The 17,510-nt window shown below is 66.2% G+C and carries 14 protein-coding genes; 4 read left to right on the top strand and 10 right to left on the bottom strand.

All coding sequences use genetic code 11. The annotated features are described in order from the left end of the window. Positions 1-15 precede the first annotated feature (15 nt). The 8 genes from RS899_RS03510 to RS899_RS03475 form a co-directional block, all read right to left on the bottom strand. Positions 16-1,428, bottom strand: coding sequence for a cytosine permease (locus RS899_RS03510; protein WP_315809103.1), 1,413 nt, complete (start codon positions 1,426-1,428; stop codon positions 16-18). A 107-nt stretch (positions 1,429-1,535) separates the two neighbouring features. After that, positions 1,536-2,681: an acyl-CoA dehydrogenase family protein gene (locus tag RS899_RS03505; RefSeq protein WP_315809102.1), complete on the bottom strand. Its 1,146-nt coding sequence runs from the start codon at positions 2,679-2,681 to the stop codon at positions 1,536-1,538. Beyond that, positions 2,678-3,850, bottom strand: a complete 1,173-nt coding sequence (locus RS899_RS03500; protein ID WP_315809101.1) for a CaiB/BaiF CoA-transferase family protein — start codon at positions 3,848-3,850, stop codon at positions 2,678-2,680. Before RS899_RS03500 ends, RS899_RS03505 begins: the two co-directional genes overlap by 4 nt. Positions 3,851-3,860: 10 nt before the next feature. After that, entirely contained in the window at positions 3,861-5,534 is a 1,674-nt protein-coding gene (gene hutU / locus RS899_RS03495; protein WP_315809100.1) for a urocanate hydratase, read from the bottom strand. A 398-nt stretch (positions 5,535-5,932) separates the two neighbouring features. After that, the gene (gene hutC, locus RS899_RS03490; protein ID WP_205339552.1) at positions 5,933-6,676 is read right to left on the bottom strand and encodes a histidine utilization repressor; all 744 of its coding nucleotides are present in this window, start codon (positions 6,674-6,676) and stop codon (positions 5,933-5,935) included. A 214-nt stretch (positions 6,677-6,890) separates the two neighbouring features. Beyond that, entirely contained in the window at positions 6,891-8,606 is a 1,716-nt protein-coding gene (gene recJ, locus RS899_RS03485; RefSeq protein WP_315809099.1) for a single-stranded-DNA-specific exonuclease RecJ, read from the bottom strand. Between the two features lie 153 nt (positions 8,607-8,759). Continuing rightward, a complete protein-coding gene (locus RS899_RS03480) occupies positions 8,760-9,299 on the bottom strand; it encodes a YaeQ family protein (RefSeq protein ID WP_315809098.1) in 540 nt (179 codons plus the stop codon). 61 nt (positions 9,300-9,360) lie between these two features. Continuing rightward, positions 9,361-10,539: a GGDEF domain-containing protein gene (locus RS899_RS03475; RefSeq protein WP_315809097.1), complete on the bottom strand. Its 1,179-nt coding sequence runs from the start codon at positions 10,537-10,539 to the stop codon at positions 9,361-9,363. A gap of 257 nt (positions 10,540-10,796) precedes the next feature. Between RS899_RS03475 and RS899_RS03470 the strand changes: the two genes are divergently transcribed. Further along, complete coding sequence (locus tag RS899_RS03470; protein WP_315809096.1) at positions 10,797-11,996, top strand: CaiB/BaiF CoA-transferase family protein; 1,200 nt, start codon at positions 10,797-10,799, stop codon at positions 11,994-11,996. Positions 11,997-12,124: 128 nt separating this feature from the next. On the opposite strand, the gene RS899_RS03465 is transcribed toward RS899_RS03470, so the two are convergent. Together RS899_RS03465 and RS899_RS03460 are read right to left on the bottom strand one after the other, a co-directional pair. After that, positions 12,125-12,811, bottom strand: a complete 687-nt coding sequence (locus RS899_RS03465; protein WP_054908807.1) for a GntR family transcriptional regulator — start codon at positions 12,809-12,811, stop codon at positions 12,125-12,127. Between the two features lie 72 nt (positions 12,812-12,883). Then, complete coding sequence (locus RS899_RS03460) at positions 12,884-13,618, bottom strand: SDR family NAD(P)-dependent oxidoreductase (protein ID WP_024765199.1); 735 nt, start codon at positions 13,616-13,618, stop codon at positions 12,884-12,886. A gap of 314 nt (positions 13,619-13,932) precedes the next feature. Here RS899_RS03460 and RS899_RS03455 point away from each other — a divergent pair, with 314 nt between their 5' ends. The 3 genes from RS899_RS03455 (at position 13,933) to RS899_RS03445 (ending at position 17,455) form a co-directional block, all read left to right on the top strand. After that, the gene (locus tag RS899_RS03455; protein ID WP_315809095.1) at positions 13,933-14,961 is read left to right on the top strand and encodes an ABC transporter substrate-binding protein; all 1,029 of its coding nucleotides are present in this window, start codon (positions 13,933-13,935) and stop codon (positions 14,959-14,961) included. Positions 14,962-15,059: 98 nt separating this feature from the next. After that, positions 15,060-16,136: a phosphotransferase gene (locus tag RS899_RS03450; RefSeq protein WP_315809094.1), complete on the top strand. Its 1,077-nt coding sequence runs from the start codon at positions 15,060-15,062 to the stop codon at positions 16,134-16,136. After that, complete coding sequence (locus RS899_RS03445; RefSeq protein WP_315809093.1) at positions 16,133-17,455, top strand: aspartate aminotransferase family protein; 1,323 nt, start codon at positions 16,133-16,135, stop codon at positions 17,453-17,455. Before RS899_RS03450 ends, RS899_RS03445 begins: the two co-directional genes overlap by 4 nt. Positions 17,456-17,510: the final 55 nt, after the last annotated feature.

Raw genomic sequence — 17,510 nt, 5'->3', positions numbered from 1 at the left:
AGGGCGCGCCGTCCCTCAGGCAGCGGAGGAGTCGCCCTGCCCCGGCAGCACCAGCGCGGCCGGCACTGAGCGTTGACTCCTGGCGGCCAGCCAGTAGTAGGCCAAGGCCGGCAGCACCAGGCCGATCAGCCAGGAGATATCCACGCCCCCCAGCGTCTCCACCAGGGGCCCGGTGTAGAAACCGCTGTCGATGAAGGGCATCTGCACCAGCACGCCGAAGCAGTAGACGCCGATGCCGGTCCAGTTCCAGCGGCCATAGCGGCCGTCGGGATCGGACAGCGCGGGGATGTCGTAGCGCTCGCGGGTGATGCAGTAGTAATCCACCAGATTGATCGCGCTCCACGGCGTGAAGAACGCCAGCAGGAACAGCAGGAACGACTTGAAGGCGGCCAGGAAGGAATGCTGCCCGGCCAGCGCCAGGCCGGTGGACAGGCCGACGATCACCAGCACGAACAGCAGACGCTGCAGGTGCGTGACCTTCAACTGGCCACGGAAGCCGCTGATGATGGTGGCAATGCACATGAAGCTGCCGTAGGCATTCAAGGTGGCGATGGTCACCTTGCCGAAGGCCACGCTGAAGAACAGTGCGGACGCCATCATGCCACTCGCCCCCAGCCCGACCACGTAAGCCACCGGCTGGCCGGAGAACTCCTTGCCGGCCAGCGCGGCGGCGAACACGCCGAGGACCATGGACGTCTGCGAACCGAGCACCGAGCCCAGGCCCACCGCGAAGAAGGTCTTCGGCGACGAGGTTTCGCTCGGCAGGTAGCGCGAGTAGTCCGCCACGTAGGGCCCGAAGGCGATCTGCCAGGACGCCGCCAGGGAGACCGCGAGCAGGAAGGTATTCCAGGCGAAGTGGCGGTTCTCCAGCAGCACGCCGATGTCGTTGACCGACAACAGGCGCACGAACAGGTAGGCAAAGGCGACGATGCCCAGCACGCTGGCGGCCTTGCCCAGCCAGTGGATCACCCGGTAGCCACAGACTGTCACCGCGACGATGACCGCCGCGAACACCAGGATGCCAACGGTATCGCTGACATGGGCCAACTGGCCGATGGCCTGGCCCGCCAGCACCGTGCCGGTGGCGTTGAAACCGACGTACATCACGCAGACCAGCACCAGCGGGATCACCGCGCCGAACACACCGAACTGCACACGGCTGGAGATCATCTGCGGCAGGCCGAGCTTGGGCCCCTGGGCGCCGTGCAACGCCATCACCACGCCGCCGAATATCTGCCCGATGAGCAGGCCGATCAGCGACCAGAACACGTCGCCGCCCAGCACCACCGCCAGCGCGCCGGTGACGATGGCGGTGATCTGCAGGTTGCAGCCGAACCACAGGGTGAACTGGCTGAACAGGCGGCCGTGCCGTTCAGCCTGGGGAATGTAATCGATGGAGCGGGTTTCGATCAGGGACTTACCAGCCATGAAGCTTTCTCCTCGCCGCCGGACGTTCGCCCAGCTGCGCTGTTGTTGTTATGCACAGCGTTTCCTGATTCGCCGGGGCGGCAGCGGAGGCCGCCCCGTACCTGCCGTCAATGGCGGGCGGCATCCAGCACGGCGCGGGAGATGATGATCTTCTGCACCTCGGAGGTTCCCTCGAAGATCCGCAGGATCCGCGCATCGCGCACGAAGCGCTCCAGCGGCAGGTCGCGGATGTAGCCGTAGCCGCCGTGCAGCTGCAGCGCGGCGTCGGTGATGAAGCCGCAGGCCTCGGCGGCAAACAATTTGGCGGTCGCCGATTCGAGGCTGAAGCGTTCGCCGCTGTCACGCCGCGCGGCGGCCTGCTGGGTGAGCAGGCGCGCGGCCTGGAACTGCGCGTGCATATCGGCGATGCGCCACTGGGTGCCCTGGTAGGCCGACAGCGGCTTGGTACCGATCTGCCGCTCATCTACCCACGTCAAGGCGTACTCCATGGCCGCGCGAGCGATGCCCAGCGACATGGCGGCGACTTCCACGCGGCCGCGATCCAGCACTTCCATGGCGGTGCGGAAGCCCTGGTTTTCCTCGCCCAGCAACGCATCCGCCGGCAGCCAGCAGTCCAGCGCCAGCTCGTAGATGGTGCTGCCGCGCAGGCCCATGGTCTTTTCCGGGTTGGCGAAGGTGACGCCGGCGGTGCCCTTGGGAATCAGGAAGGCGCTGATGCCACGGGCGCCAGCCTCCGGGTCGGTCTTGGCGTAGAGCACGATGAAGTCGGCTTCGCGGGCATTGGTGATGTAGTGCTTGCTGCCGCGAATCCGCCAGCCGCCGGTCTCGCGCACGGCACGGGTGCGCATGTCTGCCGGGTTGGAGCCGGCCGCCGGCTCGGTCAGGCCGAAGGCGCCGAGCAGCTCGCCGCTGGCGCAGCGCGGCAGCCATTCCTGGCGTTGCTCCTCGGTGCCGCCGATGAGGATCGAATCGGTGGCGAGGAAGTGTGCGGTCAACGCTGACGCAGTGGAGGCGCAGGCCGCCGACACCGCCTCGACCACCCGGCTCATGGCCAGGCTGCCGATGCCGAAGCCGCCATAGGTTTCCGGCAGGTTGATGCCCATGAAGCCCAGCTCGCCGAGGGCCTGCAGGCTTTCGGCACAGAAGGTTTCCTCTTCGTCATAGCGCTGGGCGTTGGCGGCCAGCACGTCGCGGCAGACCCGCTCGGCGGAGTCGACGATGGCCAGTTCGGTGGCGTCGATATCGAAGCTCATTGCACGGCTCCTGCTTTATTCGTGAGGCCGAACGCGGCGTTGGCTTCGCCCAATCGGGGAGCGCGCGTCGCGGCATGGGGCTTGCGCCCGTTGAAGTAGACCGGTTGCGGCACCAGTGGCGGCTGGTCGTCGGCCGGCTGTACCAGCAGTTGGCGCACCTGCGCCTGTTCACTGCCGGTGGCCTCGGCGAGGTTCCACACCGGCGAGGCCGGCACGCCGGCATCCAGCAGCAGGTCGCAGGCCTGCTCGACACTGCGCTGGCCGGTCCAGGCCTCGATCTCGGCGCGCAAAGCCTGCTCGTTGCGGGTGCGCGAGGGGTCGTCGGCGAAACGCGGATCGTCGGCCAGTTCGCCGCGACCGATGCTTTCGCAGAAACGCCGGAACAGCTTGTCGCTGGCCACCGCGATCACCACCAGGCCGTCGGCGGCGCGGTAGGTGTCGAACGGCGTCGACACCGGGTGGCGGTTACCCACCAGACCCGGCGCCCTGCCGTGGGCGAACAGGTTGGACAGGCCGGTCATCTGCAGGCTGACCAGCACGTCGAACATCGCCACGTCGATGTATTGCGCGCTGCTGCCCTGGTGCTCGCGGGCGAACAGCGCGCTGCTGATCGCCCAGGCCGCATAGACGCCGGCGCACAGGTCGCCGAGTGCTTCGCCGCTGCGGGTCGGCCCGGTCTCGGGGAAACCGCTGACGCTCATCAGCCCCGACATCGCCTGGGCGACGATGTCGTAGGCCGGGCGGCGCGACAGTGGGCCGTTCTGGCCGAAACCGGAAATGCTCGCGTAGATCAGCTTCGGGTTGTGCTGCCTGAGGCTGTCGAAATCGATGCCCAGGCGCTGCGTGACGCCAGGGCGGAAGTTCTCCACCACCACATCGGCGTCCGTCACCAGGTCATAGAAACGTTGCAGGTCTTCCGGCGCCTTGAAGTCCAGTTCGACGCTGCGCTTGCCGCGGTTGATCAAGCCGAAATAGACACTTTCACCGTCCTTGAACGGGCCGAGGTGGCGGCTGTCGTCACCGTGCCCGGGCACCTCGAACTTGATCACCTCGGCACCGAGATCGGCGAGCATCGCGGTGCAGTGCGGGCCGGCCAGCACGCGGCTCAGGTCCAGTACGCGCACACCATTCAGCGGCTGCGGTGTGGGCAGTTCAGTCACATTGCTCATGCTCGATTCCTCAGCCGGTGATCATCGGCAGGTTCAGGCCCTGCTCCTTGGCGCAGTCGATGGCGATCTGGTAACCCGCATCGGCATGGCGCATCACGCCGGTGCCTGGGTCGTTGGTCAGTACGCGGGCGATTCGCTCGGCAGCTTCGTCGGTGCCGTCGCAGACGATCACCATCCCCGAGTGCTGGGAGAAACCCATGCCCACGCCGCCGCCGTGGTGCAGCGAGACCCAGGTGGCGCCGCTGGCGGTGTTCAGCAGGGCGTTGAGCAGCGGCCAGTCGGACACGGCGTCGGAGCCGTCGCGCATGGCTTCGGTCTCGCGGTTGGGGCTGGACACCGAGCCGGAGTCGAGGTGGTCGCGGCCGATCACGATCGGTGCTTTCAGCTCGCCGCTGCGGACCATTTCGTTGAATGCCAGACCGAGCTTGGCGCGCTGGCCCAGGCCGACCCAGCAGATGCGCGCCGGCAGGCCCTGGAAGCTGATGCGCTCGCGCGCCATGTCCAGCCAGTTGTGCAGGTGGGCGTCGTCGGCGATCAGTTCCTTGACCTTGGCGTCGGTCTTGTAGATGTCCTCGGCGTCACCGGACAGCGCGGCCCAGCGGAACGGGCCGACGCCGCGGCAGAACAGCGGGCGGATGTAGGCAGGGACGAAACCAGGGAAGTCGAAGGCGTTGGTGACGCCCTCTTCCTTGGCCATCTGGCGGATGTTGTTGCCGTAGTCGAAGGTCGGCACGCCCTGCTTCTGGAACTCCAGCATGGCTTTGACGTGCACGGCCATGGATTGCTTGGCGGCCTTGACCACGGCGGCCGGATCGGTCTGCGCGCGGTCGCGGTACTGCTCCCAGGTCCAGCCGGCCGGCAGGTAGCCGTTGAGCGGGTCGTGGGCGGAGGTCTGGTCGGTCACCATGTCCGGGCGCACGCCGCGCTTGATCAGCTCCGGGAGGATTTCCGCGGCGTTGCCCAGCAAGGCGATGGAGATGGCCTTGCCTTCGGCGGTGTATTGGGCGATGCGCGCCAGGGCGTCATCGAGGTCCTTGGCCTGCTCGTCGACGTAGCGGCTGGCGAGGCGGAAGTCGATGCGGCTCTGCTGGCATTCGATGTTCAGCGAGCAGGCGCCGGCCAGGGTCGCGGCCAGCGGCTGGGCACCGCCCATGCCGCCGAGGCCGGCGGTGAGCACCCACTTGCCTTTCAGGTTGCCGTCGTAATGCTGGCGGCCGGCTTCGACGAAGGTTTCGTAGGTGCCCTGGACGATGCCTTGGCTGCCGATGTAGATCCACGAGCCGGCGGTCATCTGGCCGTACATGGCCAGGCCCTTGGCGTCGAGTTCGTTGAAGTGCTCCCAGTTGGCCCAGTGCGGCACCAGGTTGGAGTTGGCGATCAGCACGCGCGGGGCGTTGGCGTGGGTCTTGAAGACGCCGACCGGCTTGCCGGATTGCACCAGCAGGGTCTCGTCTTCATTCAGCTCTTTCAGGGTGGCGACGATCTTGTCGTAGCACTCCCAGTTGCGCGCGGCGCGACCGATGCCGCCGTACACCACCAGCTCCTTGGGATTCTCGGCGACTTCCGGGTCGAGGTTGTTCATCAGCATGCGCAGCGGCGCTTCGGTCAGCCAGCTCTTGGCGTTCAGTTGGGTGCCGCGCGGGGCACGGATTTCGGTATCACGGTAACGGCCGGTGGAGCTCATCTGGACTTCCTCGATGCAGGGGTAGCGCCACGCTGGAGGGCAGTCCGGCGTAGCAGAAACGGGTGAATAGAGGGCAACGGGCATTGCCGTACTCATCTAGCGTCACCTGATATGTGTAAAACCTTATATCAACCTGTATATACAATCTAATGCAAAGCGAGGGCCAAATAGCCTGGCGATGCCCAGGGAGCTAAGTCACATGACGACAATGTCTTTTTATTTCAAATGGATAGAAATCTTATGCACAGACGGGCGGCGCCCCTCGCCACGGGCAGCAGCGAGAGAAGGCGGCGAGAAAGGAAGGAGAAAAAGTAACAGCGCGGTGCACAGTGGTAACAAAACGGTGCACCACAGGAGACAGCGGGGCAGATTTTCCGCCCCCTCGGGATGACAGCTGATTACTGCCCGAAACGACCTTCGAGGCGATAGCGCGACCCCGGATAGACCAGTCGCGCAGCACCCACCTGCCCTTTCGCCGACCAGGTGCGGCGGCGGATCAGCAGGCAGGCGTCGCCACGCTTGATGCGCAGCAGCTTGCAATCAGCCGCTTCGGCGTTGATCGCCTCGACCACATGCTCGCCCTCGGTCAGCGGCGCCAGCTGGATCAGGTAGGCGTAGGGGGTGATACGGGTGAAGTCCTGCTGCAGGTACTCCGGCGCCACCTCGGCGTTGACGAAGCGTTCCTCCAGCTGCACCGGTACTTCGTTCTCGTAGTGCACGACGATGGAGTGGAAGATGCGCTGGACGTTTTCCAGCTCGAACGGCATCGCCAGGGTCGCGCCCTCGGCCAGCGGCTCCAGCAGCACGACTTCGCAGCGGTGCTCATGCCCGCGTGCGGCGATCTCCTCGGCGATGTTGTGGATCTCGAAAAGCGCCGCGTGGCCCTTCTGCTCGGCAACGAAGGTCCCCACACCCTGCAGGCGCACCAGCACGCCTTCGATAGTCAGCTCACGCAACGCGCGGTTGATGGTCATCCGGCTCACGCCCAGCAGGGCGAACAGCTCGCTCTCCGAGGGCAGCTTGGAATTGGGCTTCCAGACGCCGTTGCGGATCTGCTGCAGGATGATTTCCTTGACCCGCGCATACAGGGGCGCCGGAGTTTCCAGCGCGAACGCGGCCAGGGAGGAATGATCTTGGGACACGGCAGCTCCTGAGTCAGCGGAAGGCGGGCTAGCCGCCAGTCTACCCGCCGCTGCGCCTGCCGCCTACGCGCCACAGCCGCGAAGCCGAACCACCGCCAACCGTTGAGCCGCTTTGGTAGGGCGCATAACGCGCCAGCGTTATCCGCCACGAGGAGGGGGCGGCGGATAACCTGTTCCAGGTTATTCGCCCTACGGTCTGTAAGAGCCGACAGACTCAACGGGGCGCGATATGCGCCACCATCAGTTGCACCGTCTCGTTGCCACGGAATTCGTTGACGTCGAGCTTGTAGGCCACTTCCGCCCAGCGCACGGTGGGATTGGGCCAGATTTCGCGGTCGATGTTGAAGGCGATGGCGTCCAGCTGCAGCGATCCGCACTCGGTCTTGAGCACCAGCTTCAGGTGTCGCTCGCCGACCACGCGCTGCTGGACGATCTGGAAGATGCCGTGGAACAGCGGCTCGGGGAAATGCTGGCCCCAGGGTCCGGCCTGGCGCAGCGCGCGGGCCAGCTCCAGGTGGAACTCCTCGGCGCCCAGCTGGCCGTCGGAGAGCAGGCGCCCGGTGAGGTCTTCTTCATCCAACTGACGGCGCACTTCGGCGTCGAAGGCAGCGGCGAAGGCGCCGAAGTTTTCCTGCGGCAGCGACAGGCCGGCGGCCATGGCGTGGCCACCGAACTTGCTGATCAAGCCCGAATGGCGCGCAGCCACGGCGTCCAGCGCATCGCGGATATGGAAGCCCGGCACCGAACGCGCCGAGCCCTTGAGCGTGCCGTCGCCAGCATCGGCGAAGGCGATGGTCGGACGGTGGTAACGCTCCTTCAGGCGCGAGGCGAGGATGCCGATCACACCCTGGTGCCATTCCGGGTCGAACAGGCACAGGCCGAAGGGCATCTCCTCCACCGGCAGTTCCTTGAGCTGGGCCAGCGCCTCGCGCTGCATGCCCTGCTCGATGGCCTTGCGGTCCTGGTTGAGCTGGTCGAGCTGCACCGCCATGTCGCGGGCGACGCCTTCGTCTTCGCAGAGCAGCAGCTCGATGCCGAGGGACATGTCGTCCAGGCGCCCGGCAGCGTTCAGCCGCGGGCCGAGGATGAAGCCGAGGTCCGTGGAGGTGATCCGCCGGCAATCGCGACCGGCCACTTCCAGCAGCGCACGCAGCCCCGGACGTGCACGGCCAGCACGGATACGCGCGAGGCCCTGATGAACCAGGATGCGATTGTTGGCGTCCAGCGGTACCACGTCGGCGACGCTGCCCAGGGACACCAGGTCGAGCAATTCAGCGAGGTTCGGCTCGGCGATGCCGCGCGCAGCGAACCAGCCGCGTTCACGCAGGCGGGCACGCAGGGCGAGCATCACGTAGAAGATCACACCGACACCGGCCATGGCCTTGCTGGGGAAGTCGCAGCCGGGCTGGTTCGGGTTGACGATGGCGTCGGCGGCGGGCAGCTCCGGCCCCGGCAGGTGGTGGTCGGTGACCAGCACGCGCAGACCGGCAGCCTTGGCGGCGGCGACGCCGTCGATGCTGGAAATGCCGTTGTCCACGGTCACCAGCAGTTCCGGGCGCTTCTCCAGCGCCACGGCGACGATTTCCGGGGTCAGGCCGTAGCCATATTCGAAGCGGTTGGGCACCAGGTAATCGACCCAGGCCGCGCCGAGCATGCGCAGCGCCAGCACACCGACGCTGCTGGCGGTGGCGCCATCGGCGTCGAAGTCGCCGACGTAGAGAATCCGCTGGCCCTTTTCCAACGCGTCGACCAGCAGTTCCACCGCCGCGTCCACACCCTTGAGCTGCTGGTACGGGATCAGCCGCGCCAGGCCCTTGTCCAGCTCCTCCGCACTCTGCACGCCACGGGCGGCGTAGAGGCGGGTCAGCAGTGGCGGCAGGTCGCCCAGGTTGGGCAGGTTTTGCGGGAGGGGACGGGATTCGATGCGCATGAAGTCCAACTATTCCTTTGTGCTTGGTCTTGCGCCTTGTGAGCTAGAGCACGGCAAGGCGCGAACAGGCGTGGGCCGCGGAGTTTGCTGCAGCAAATGAGCAGGCCCGCGCCTGTTCACAATGCAGCCGGGCCAACGCGCAGCTAGCGCAAATCAGCGCTCGCCCATCAGCCATTCGACTTGCAGCTCGTGCTGGCCGCTCTCGTCGGTGACGAAGATGGTCCCTTCGCTGATCATCACGGTCCAGTTGATCGAGCGCGGCAGGTCGCGGGAGATTTCTTCCAGCGCTTCCTGGGGCATGGCGACGACATTGAGGTTCTTCAGGTGGCGGACGCTGTCGAGCACCTTGGTGGTCCACACGCGCAGGTTGCCGTAGGCGACCAGGGTCAGCTTCTCGCAGCGGCGCGAGCACCAGGTCAGGCGATCGGCATCCGGCTGGCCGACTTCGATCCAGTGCAGCACGCGGTCGTCCAGGCTCTTTTCCCAGAGCGAGGGCTCTTCCACGTCCGACAGGCCACGGCCGAAGGCCAGCTGCTCGTTGTACCAGATGACGTAGGCCAGCAGGCGCACCGCCAGGCGCTCCTCGGTTTCCGAGGGGTGGCGAGCGACGGTGAAGCGCAGGGTCTCGTAGACCCCACGGTCGAGGTCGGTCAGGCTGATATCGGCTTTGTAGGGCGTGGCGGACAGGGCCATGGGTGTTCCCGGCGAATTTTCGAAGGCGGCAAGTCTACCGCGAAAGCACCGGCTCGGCGGATTAACTCCGTGGACGTCGGTCGGTTCCAGGCTCCGGCGCGGCCAGTTCGATACGGTTGCGGCCCTTGGCCTTGGCGGCGTAGAGCGCCTGGTCGGCCAGCGACAGCAGGCGCAACAGGTCGTGGCCGGCCTCGCGGCTGGTAGCGATGCCGATGCTCACGCTGAGCTGGCCCTCGGCCATGAACGGCAACTCGGCGAACTCACGGCGCACGCGCTCCGCCACCTGGCACGCGCCCTCGGTATCGGCGCCCACCAGCAGGCAGGCAAACTCTTCCCCGCCGATGCGGGCGAACTGGTCGTGCTTGCGCATCCGCGAGGCGGTGATGCGGCTGAACTCCACCAGCACACGGTCGCCGGCGGGATGGCCGAAGGAGTCGTTGAGGCGTTTGAAGTTGTCCAGGTCGCAGAGCAGCAACGAAGCCTGTTCGCCCCGCTCGGCGCACAGGCGCAGCAGGCGCTCGCCGGTCTCCATGAAGGCGCGACGATTGCCGACGCCGGTCAGCGGATCGCTCAGGGCAGCACTGCGGAACTGCAACTCGGCACGCTCCTTGACCATCGCCAGGGTGGCGAAGGCAATGCCGATGGCGAACAGCATGGTCTCGAAGACCAGGAAGGTGAAGAACGTGGAGCCCTGGCCGTTGTTGGCCACGCTCTCGAACGGCATGCCGCGGTCAACCACCAGGCGCACCGCATAAACGAGGGTATGAAACAGCAGTAGCGCCAACGTCGGGCGCAACTCCACTTCCAGTTTCCGGCGGCCCCGCCACAGTTCGCTGATGGCAGCCACGCAATAGATGACCGTGATGCCCGTGCTGACGGCGATGCGCACCGCGAGGGATTCGTAGAACGCCGGAACCAGGCAGAGCGCTGCCCAGAACGCCGCTCCAGCACCGATCAGCGGCCAGTGCGGCTTGCGGCCAGCGAAGACACGCATGGAGGTCCAGGTCATCGCCGAACACAGGTGCAGGACGACATTGCCCAGCAGGATCGCCACCCAGTCGAACCCCATCCCGCGCAGGGTCGCGAGGAAAGTCCCGAGGGCGCCCAGCAGCAGCGCAGCACTCATGTAGCCCAGGGTGGAGTCGCGGCGGCCACTGTGCCAGGCAAAGGCCATCAGCACGCCGACCAGGGTCAGCACGTAGAGGTCGACGACAACCAGCGTCGGCAGGTTCAAGGTCATGCAGCCCCCTCGCCACCCGGCTGCACGCATTCTCCAGAGAATGCCGCCAGACCCTCGGGCTGTGTGGAAGAAGACGCACGCATCTCGGTATACCTGCCCGAAACCGGGCGAGCTGGAGTAAGAAACTTCTGAATGTCGCTACTCTACGCGCGCTCAAGGCCGGCGCAAAGCGCTGATACCGGGCGCCTGCCCGGCGGCCTGTTCGAAGCCGCGAACACGGGTTAGAGTCCCGCCTCTCTCCTTGCTCGGACTCTCCGATGAACAGCACAGCCAAACCCCTCGCCGGCCTCAAGGTCATCGAACTCGGCACCCTGATCGCCGGCCCCTTCGCCTCGCGCCTGTGCGCGGAATTCGGCGCCGAGGTGATCAAGGTCGAGTCGCCCGATGGCGGCGACCCGTTGCGCAAATGGCGCAAGCTCTACGAGGGCACCTCGCTGTGGTGGTTCGTGCAGGCGCGCAACAAGCGTTCACTGACCCTGAACCTCAAGCACGAGGCCGGCCGCGAGGTGCTGAAGAAGCTGCTCGCCGAGGCCGACATCCTGATCGAGAACTTCCGCCCCGGCGTGCTGGAGAAGCTCGGCCTGGGCTGGGAGGTGATCCACGCGCTGAACCCGAAGCTGGTGATGGTGCGCCTGTCCGGCTTCGGCCAGAGCGGCCCCTACAAGGACCAACCGGGCTTCGGCGCGGTGGGCGAGTCCATGGGCGGGCTGCGCTACATCACCGGCTTCGAGGACCGCCCGCCGGTGCGCACCGGCATCTCCATCGGCGACTCCATCGCCGCGCTGTGGGGCGTCATCGGCGCGCTCATGGCGCTGCGCCACCGGGAAGTGAATGGCGGCGCCGGCCAGGTGGTGGACGTGGCCCTCTACGAAGCGGTGTTCGCCATGATGGAATCCATGGTCCCGGAGTTCGACGTGTTCGGCTTCATCCGCGAGCGCACCGGCAACATCATGCCCGGCATCACGCCCTCCTCCGTGCACACCACGGCCGACGGCAAGCACGTGCAGATCGCCGCCAACGGCGACGCCATCTTCCGCCGCTTCATGACCGCCATCGGCCGCCTGGATCTCGCCGAAGATCCGACGCTCGCCAGCAACGACGGCCGAGATGCCCGCCGCGATGAGCTCTACGGCATCATCGATCGCTGGGCGCGCTTCGAATCGCTGGATACCGTACTCAAGGTGCTGAACGAAGCGGAGGTGCCGGCCAGCCGCATCTTCTCCGCCGAAGACATGTTCAGCGACCCGCAATTCCTGGCGCGGGAGATGTTCCTCTCCGCCAAGCTGCCGGACGGCAAATCCTTCCGCATGCCCGGTATCGTCCCCAAGCTCTCCGACACCCCCGGCAGCGCAGAGTGGATCGGCCCGAAACTGGGCGAGCATACCGACGAAGTGCTTGCCGGACTGGGCTACGACGCAGCCGCCATCGCCGCGTTACGCAAGGACGGCGCGGTCTGACCACTTTGCTTTGGTAGGGCGCATAACGCGCCAGCGTTATCCGCCGTATTGAAGCCGGCGGATAACCTGCTCCAGGTTATTCGCCCTACGGATATTGGTGTAGCAGCGAGCTCCTGCAATAAAGCCAGTCAGCCCGCTTCCTGCTCCGGCGCTTCGGTCTGGGCGATGAACTCCAGCATCTTCTCGCTGCCGTCCAGCAGGTCAGCGTGGATCGCCTCGCGGGCGGCGGTGCCGTTGCGTTCGCGCAGGGCGCGCAGGACGTCCCAGTGGTGTTCGATGGCCATGCGCTCGTTGAAGTCGGCGTAGGCCTGGGCGATCAGCGGGCCGGTGCGCATCCACAGGCTGTCGAGGAAGGCGCGCAGCAGCGGCATGCCGGCGATGTCGGCGAGGGCGAAGTGGAAGGCCTGGTTGAGCTTGAGCGCCAGCACCAGGTCATCCGCGTGGATCGCGTCGAGATTCTCGCGGATGTTGGCTTCCAGCTCGTCCAGCTGCTCATCGCTGGCGCGCGCGGCGGCGGTCTCGGCGGCGAGACCTTCGAGCGCCACGCGGATGCTGCGGATCTCCAGGTACTGCTCGAGGGTGAGCAGCGGCACGCGGATGTCCCGCGGCGTCTTCAGCACCAGCGCCTGTTCCTTGGCCAGTTGCAGGATGGCGTCACGCACCGGGGTAACGCTGGTACCCAGCTGCTGGGCCAGGTCACGGATGCGCAGGCGATCGTCCGGCTTGAAGCGGCCAGTGATCAGCGCCTCGCGCAACAGCGCGTAGACGCCGCTGCCCAGGTAGGAATGATTGAGCCCTTCGATCGGGTAGTTCATCACCGTCTCATCACGTGGTGCGGAATTCGGGCGCGAATGATGGTCGCTGATCGCGCCGAATGCCAGCCGGTTTCACACATGCTGCCCGCCGTTGACGTGGATTTCCGCACCATTCACGTAGGACGCGCCGCTGGTGCAGAGAAAATGGATGAGCGAAGCAACTTCCTCCGGCTTACCCAGGCGATGCATCGGAATATCGCGCTCGACGATCAACTCGGTGCCCGAAGACAGGATCGCCGTGTCGATTTCCCCCGGCGCGATGGCGTTCACTCGCACGCCGTGCGGGCCGAAGTCATGGGCCATCTCGCGGGTCAGCGCGGCCAGCGCGGCTTTCGAGCAGGCATAGGCCGCACCAGCGAAGGGATGCACACGCGAACCGGCGATGGAGGTGACGTTGATCACCGAGCCCTTGGCTGCCTTCAGTTCGTCGAACAGGCCGCGCGCCAGCAGCGCAGTGGAGAACAGGTTGACGTTGAACACCTTCAGCCAGGTGGCGTAGTCGCTGCCCAGCACGCCCAGGCGCTCGCCCTCCGGGCCCTTGGGCGAGATGCCGGCGTTGTTCACCAGGGCGTGCAGCGAGCCGCCGAGCTTCTCGCGGATCATCGGCAGGCTGGCCTGCACGCTGTCGATGTCCTCCAGGTCCAGGTGGATGTGGTTGATCAGGCCTTCGGCCCAGGGGCACTCGGCACTCCAGTCCTGGCGCGAGGCGGTGAACACGCGCCAGCCGGCAGCGTTGAAGTGCTTCACCGTGGCATGGCCGATGCCTCGGCTGGCGCCGGTGAGAAGCAGGGTTCTGGTCTGGTTCATGGTGCAGGCATCCCCTTCATTTGAGTGCGCGCGAGTGGTGAACATCCTTGGAGCACTGGCGCCAATAAAAACATGATGCATCATGTTTTGGAAGATGTTTTAATCGGTCTCAGCTTGGTCCTACAACGAGCTATCCGAACAACAACAAGAAACGGAGCAACTTCCCATGATCGACCGCACCTGTTCCGCCCGTTCCTCTCCCTGATGTCCGAGGGCAACGCCAGCCGGCCTTCCAGCTTGGTCCGGCGCGTCGCCCCACTCTTGAAGCTGCCCTCTTATTCATGGGCCGGATTGGCCCGCTCAGGAGTCATCGCATGTTCAAGAAAGCCATAGCACTGATGATGTTGGCCGGCGGCGCCGCCCAGCTCCACGCCGAGACACTGACCGTGGTGTCGTTCGGTGGCGACAACAAGGTGGCCCAGGAAAAGGCCTTCTACAAACCCTTCGAGCAGCAGGCCAAGGTCACTGTGCAGGGCGCCGAGTACAACGGCGAGATGGCCAAGATCAAGGTCATGGCCGACACCGGCAAGACCAGCTGGGACGTGGTCGAGGTGGAATCCCCGGAACTGATGCGCGGTTGCAGCGAGGGGCTGTTCGAGCAGCTCGACTGGAGCAAGCTCGGCAAGCAGGCCGACTTCCTCGACGCCGCCGTGAGCGACTGCGGCGTGGGCATCTTCATCTGGTCCACGGTGCTCACCTATGACGCCAAGAAACTCGCCAGCGCCCCCACCGGCTGGGCCGACTTCTGGGACGTGAAGAAATACCCGGGCAAGCGCGGCCTGCGCCGTGGCGCCAAGTTCACCCTGGAATTCGCCCTGGAAGCCGACGGCGTGAAACAGGCCGACCTGTACAAGGTACTGGCCACCAAGGAAGGCGTGGACCGTGCGTTCAAGAAGCTCGACGAGATCAAGCCCTACATCCAGTGGTGGGAAGCCGGTGCGCAACCGCTGCAATGGCTGGCCGCCGGTGATGTGGTGATGACTTCGGCCTACAACGGCCGCGTTGCTACCGTGCAGAAGGAAGGCCGCGACTTCGCCATCCAGTGGAACGGCAGCATCTACGACCTGGACCACTGGGCCATCGTCAAGGGCAGCCCGAAGAAGGAGCTGGCCGAGCAGTTCATCGCCCTGGCCAACAAGCCTGAGCACCAGAAGGTCTTCGCCGAGAACATTCCCTATGGCCCGACCAACAAGAACACCATCCCGCTGATCGACGCCGCCATCGCGCCGAAACTCCCCACCGCGCCGCAGAACCTGGAGAACGCGCGCGCCATGGACACCGAGTTCTGGATCGACCACGGCGAGGAACTGGAAACCCGCTTCAACGCCTGGGCTAGCAAGTAAGTGGATGGCGTCCGCCCGGCCCCGCGCCGGGCGGGCGCGCCACCTCGCCCGGCCGCTGCAATACCGAACGACCGCTGAACCCTGCTGGAGATGTACCCGTGCCCCTCAATACCGCTCCCGTCCACGATCACCTGCTGGAAGCGGCCCCCGCCCAGGTGAGCGACGCCCAGGCCGCTGCCATCGCCGACGAATACTTCGGCCAGCGCGGCACGCTGCACCGCCTCGCCGGCGAACGCGACCTGAACTTCCACATCGCCCACGGCCATGGCGACGACCGCCTGCTGAAGCTCTCGCACCCGCTGGAGGACCCGCAGGTCGTGGACTTCCAGACTCGCGCCCTGCTGCGCGTGGAGGCCCTCGACCCGACCCTGGCAGTGCAGCGCGTCTATCCCTCGCTCAACGGCGACCACCAGATTTCCATCCGCGTCGACGGCCAGCCGATGATTGCCCGGCTGTTCTCCTTCGTCGACGGCGTGCCCCTGCACCGCGTCCCGCAACGCAGCCGCGCCCTGCGCGAGAACCTGGGCGACGACCTGGCGCGCCTGGGCCTGGCGCTGAAGGACTTCGAACACCCCGCCACCGCCGACCACGAACTGCTCTGGGACCTCAAGCACGCCTCACGCCTGCGTAACCTGCTGGTCTACATTCAGGATCGAGAACAGCGCGCCCTGGTGGAGCGCTTCCTCGACAACTTCGAGCGCCACGCCCTGCCCCGCCAGTCCACGCTGCGCGCCCAGGTCATCCACAACGACCTGAACCCGCACAACGTCATCGTCGATGCCGAGCATCCGGACCTGGTGCGCAACATTCTCGATTTCGGCGACATGGTCCACGCGCCGCTGATCAACGACCTCGGCGTCGCCGCCGCCTACCAGGTGGGCGAGCCGGACGCGCCGCTGGCCACCGCCTGCGAGATGATCGCCGCCTACCATCGCCGCTGCCCGCTGCTGGCCGAGGAGCAGGAAATCCTCGCCGACCTGATTGCCACGCGCCTGATCATGACCCTGAGCATCACCGCCTGGCGCGCCAGCCTGCACCCCGAGAACCGCGACTACATCCTGCGCAACACCCGCCACGCCTGGCAGGCCGTGCAAGGCCTGGCCCGCCTGAGCCGGGAACAGGCGCAGGAGCAGATCTTCGCCGCCTGCGCCACACAAGAGGAGCCCCGCCCATGACCATGCCCAACGGATTCAGCGCCGCCGATGCCGAGCGCCTGAGCGAACAGGAGCGCCGCCTGATCGAGCGCCGCGCGCGCCTGCTCGGGCCGGCCTACCGCCTGTTCTACGAGCGCCCGCTGCACACCGTACGCGGCGAGGGCGTGTGGCTCTACGACAACCAGGGCAACCGCTACCTCGACGCCTACAACAACGTCGCCTCCATCGGCCACTGCCATCCGCGCGTGGTGCAAGCCATCGCCAGCCAGGCGGCGGTGCTCAACACTCATACCCGCTACCTGCAGGAAGGCATCCTCGACTACGCGGAGGACCTGCTCGCCACCTTCCCCGAAGGCCTGGACCAGGTGATGTTCACCTGCACCGGCAGCGAGGCGAACGACCTCGCCCTGCGTATCGCTCGCCAGTACACCGGCGGCACCGGGGTGATCATCACCCGCTTCGCATACCACGGCGTCACCGGGACCATTTCCGAGCTCTCGCCGTCCCTCGGCGCCGGCATCACCCTGCCCGCCCACGCCCGCACCGTGCGCGCGCCCGATGCTTACCGACTGGGTGCAGAGAACGTCGGCAAACTCTTCGCCGACGATGTGCGCGCCGCCATCGCCGACCTGCGCGCCCATGGCATCAAGCCCGCCGCGCTACTGCTCGACGGCATCTTCGCCAGCGACGGCGTGCTGGCCGATCCGGCCGGATTCCTTGCCGAAGCCGTGAAAGTCGCCCAGGACGAAGGCCTGCTTTATATCGCCGACGAAGTGCAGAGCGGCTTCGCCCGCACCGGCGACGCCATGTGGGGCTTCCAACGCCACGGCGTGCAGCCGGACCTGGTCACCCTTGGCAAACCCATGGGCAACGGCCAGCCCATCGCCGGCGTCGTGGTGCGCCCGGAAATCCTCGAAAGCTTCGGCCGCGAGGTGCGCTACTTCAACACCTTCGGCGGCAACCCGGTGTCCTGCGCGGCGGCCCAGGCGGTACTCGACGTGATCCACGACGAACAGCTTCAGGAGCGTTCGCAGCGCATCGGCGCCCTCATGCTCCAGGGCATCCGCCAGCTCGCCGAGCGCCATGAACTGATCGGCGACGTGCGCGGCGCAGGGCTTTTCCTCGGCGTCGAACTGGTCACCGATCGCACCGCAAAAACTCCGGCCGCCAACCAGACCCGGCAGGTGGTCAATGCCATGCGCGAGCGCGGCGTGCTGATCAGTGCGGCCGGTCCCATGGAGAACATCCTGAAGATCCGTCCGCTGCTGGCCTTCGAGCAGGAACATGCGGAGCTGTTCATCGACTGCCTGGACAAGGCGCTGAAGGACGTCACTCTCTGACCTCCCCTGCAAACAAAAACGGCGCGGGCCACAGTGATTTCGCACTGCGGCCCGC

Origin of the sequence: Pseudomonas sp. C9-3, assembly GCF_032392015.1 — a bacterium.
In the GTDB taxonomy this organism is placed as follows: domain Bacteria; phylum Pseudomonadota; class Gammaproteobacteria; order Pseudomonadales; family Pseudomonadaceae; genus Pseudomonas; species Pseudomonas nitroreducens.
Note: the sequence above shows the minus strand (reverse complement) of the source record. Positions and strands in the feature narration are given on the sequence as shown.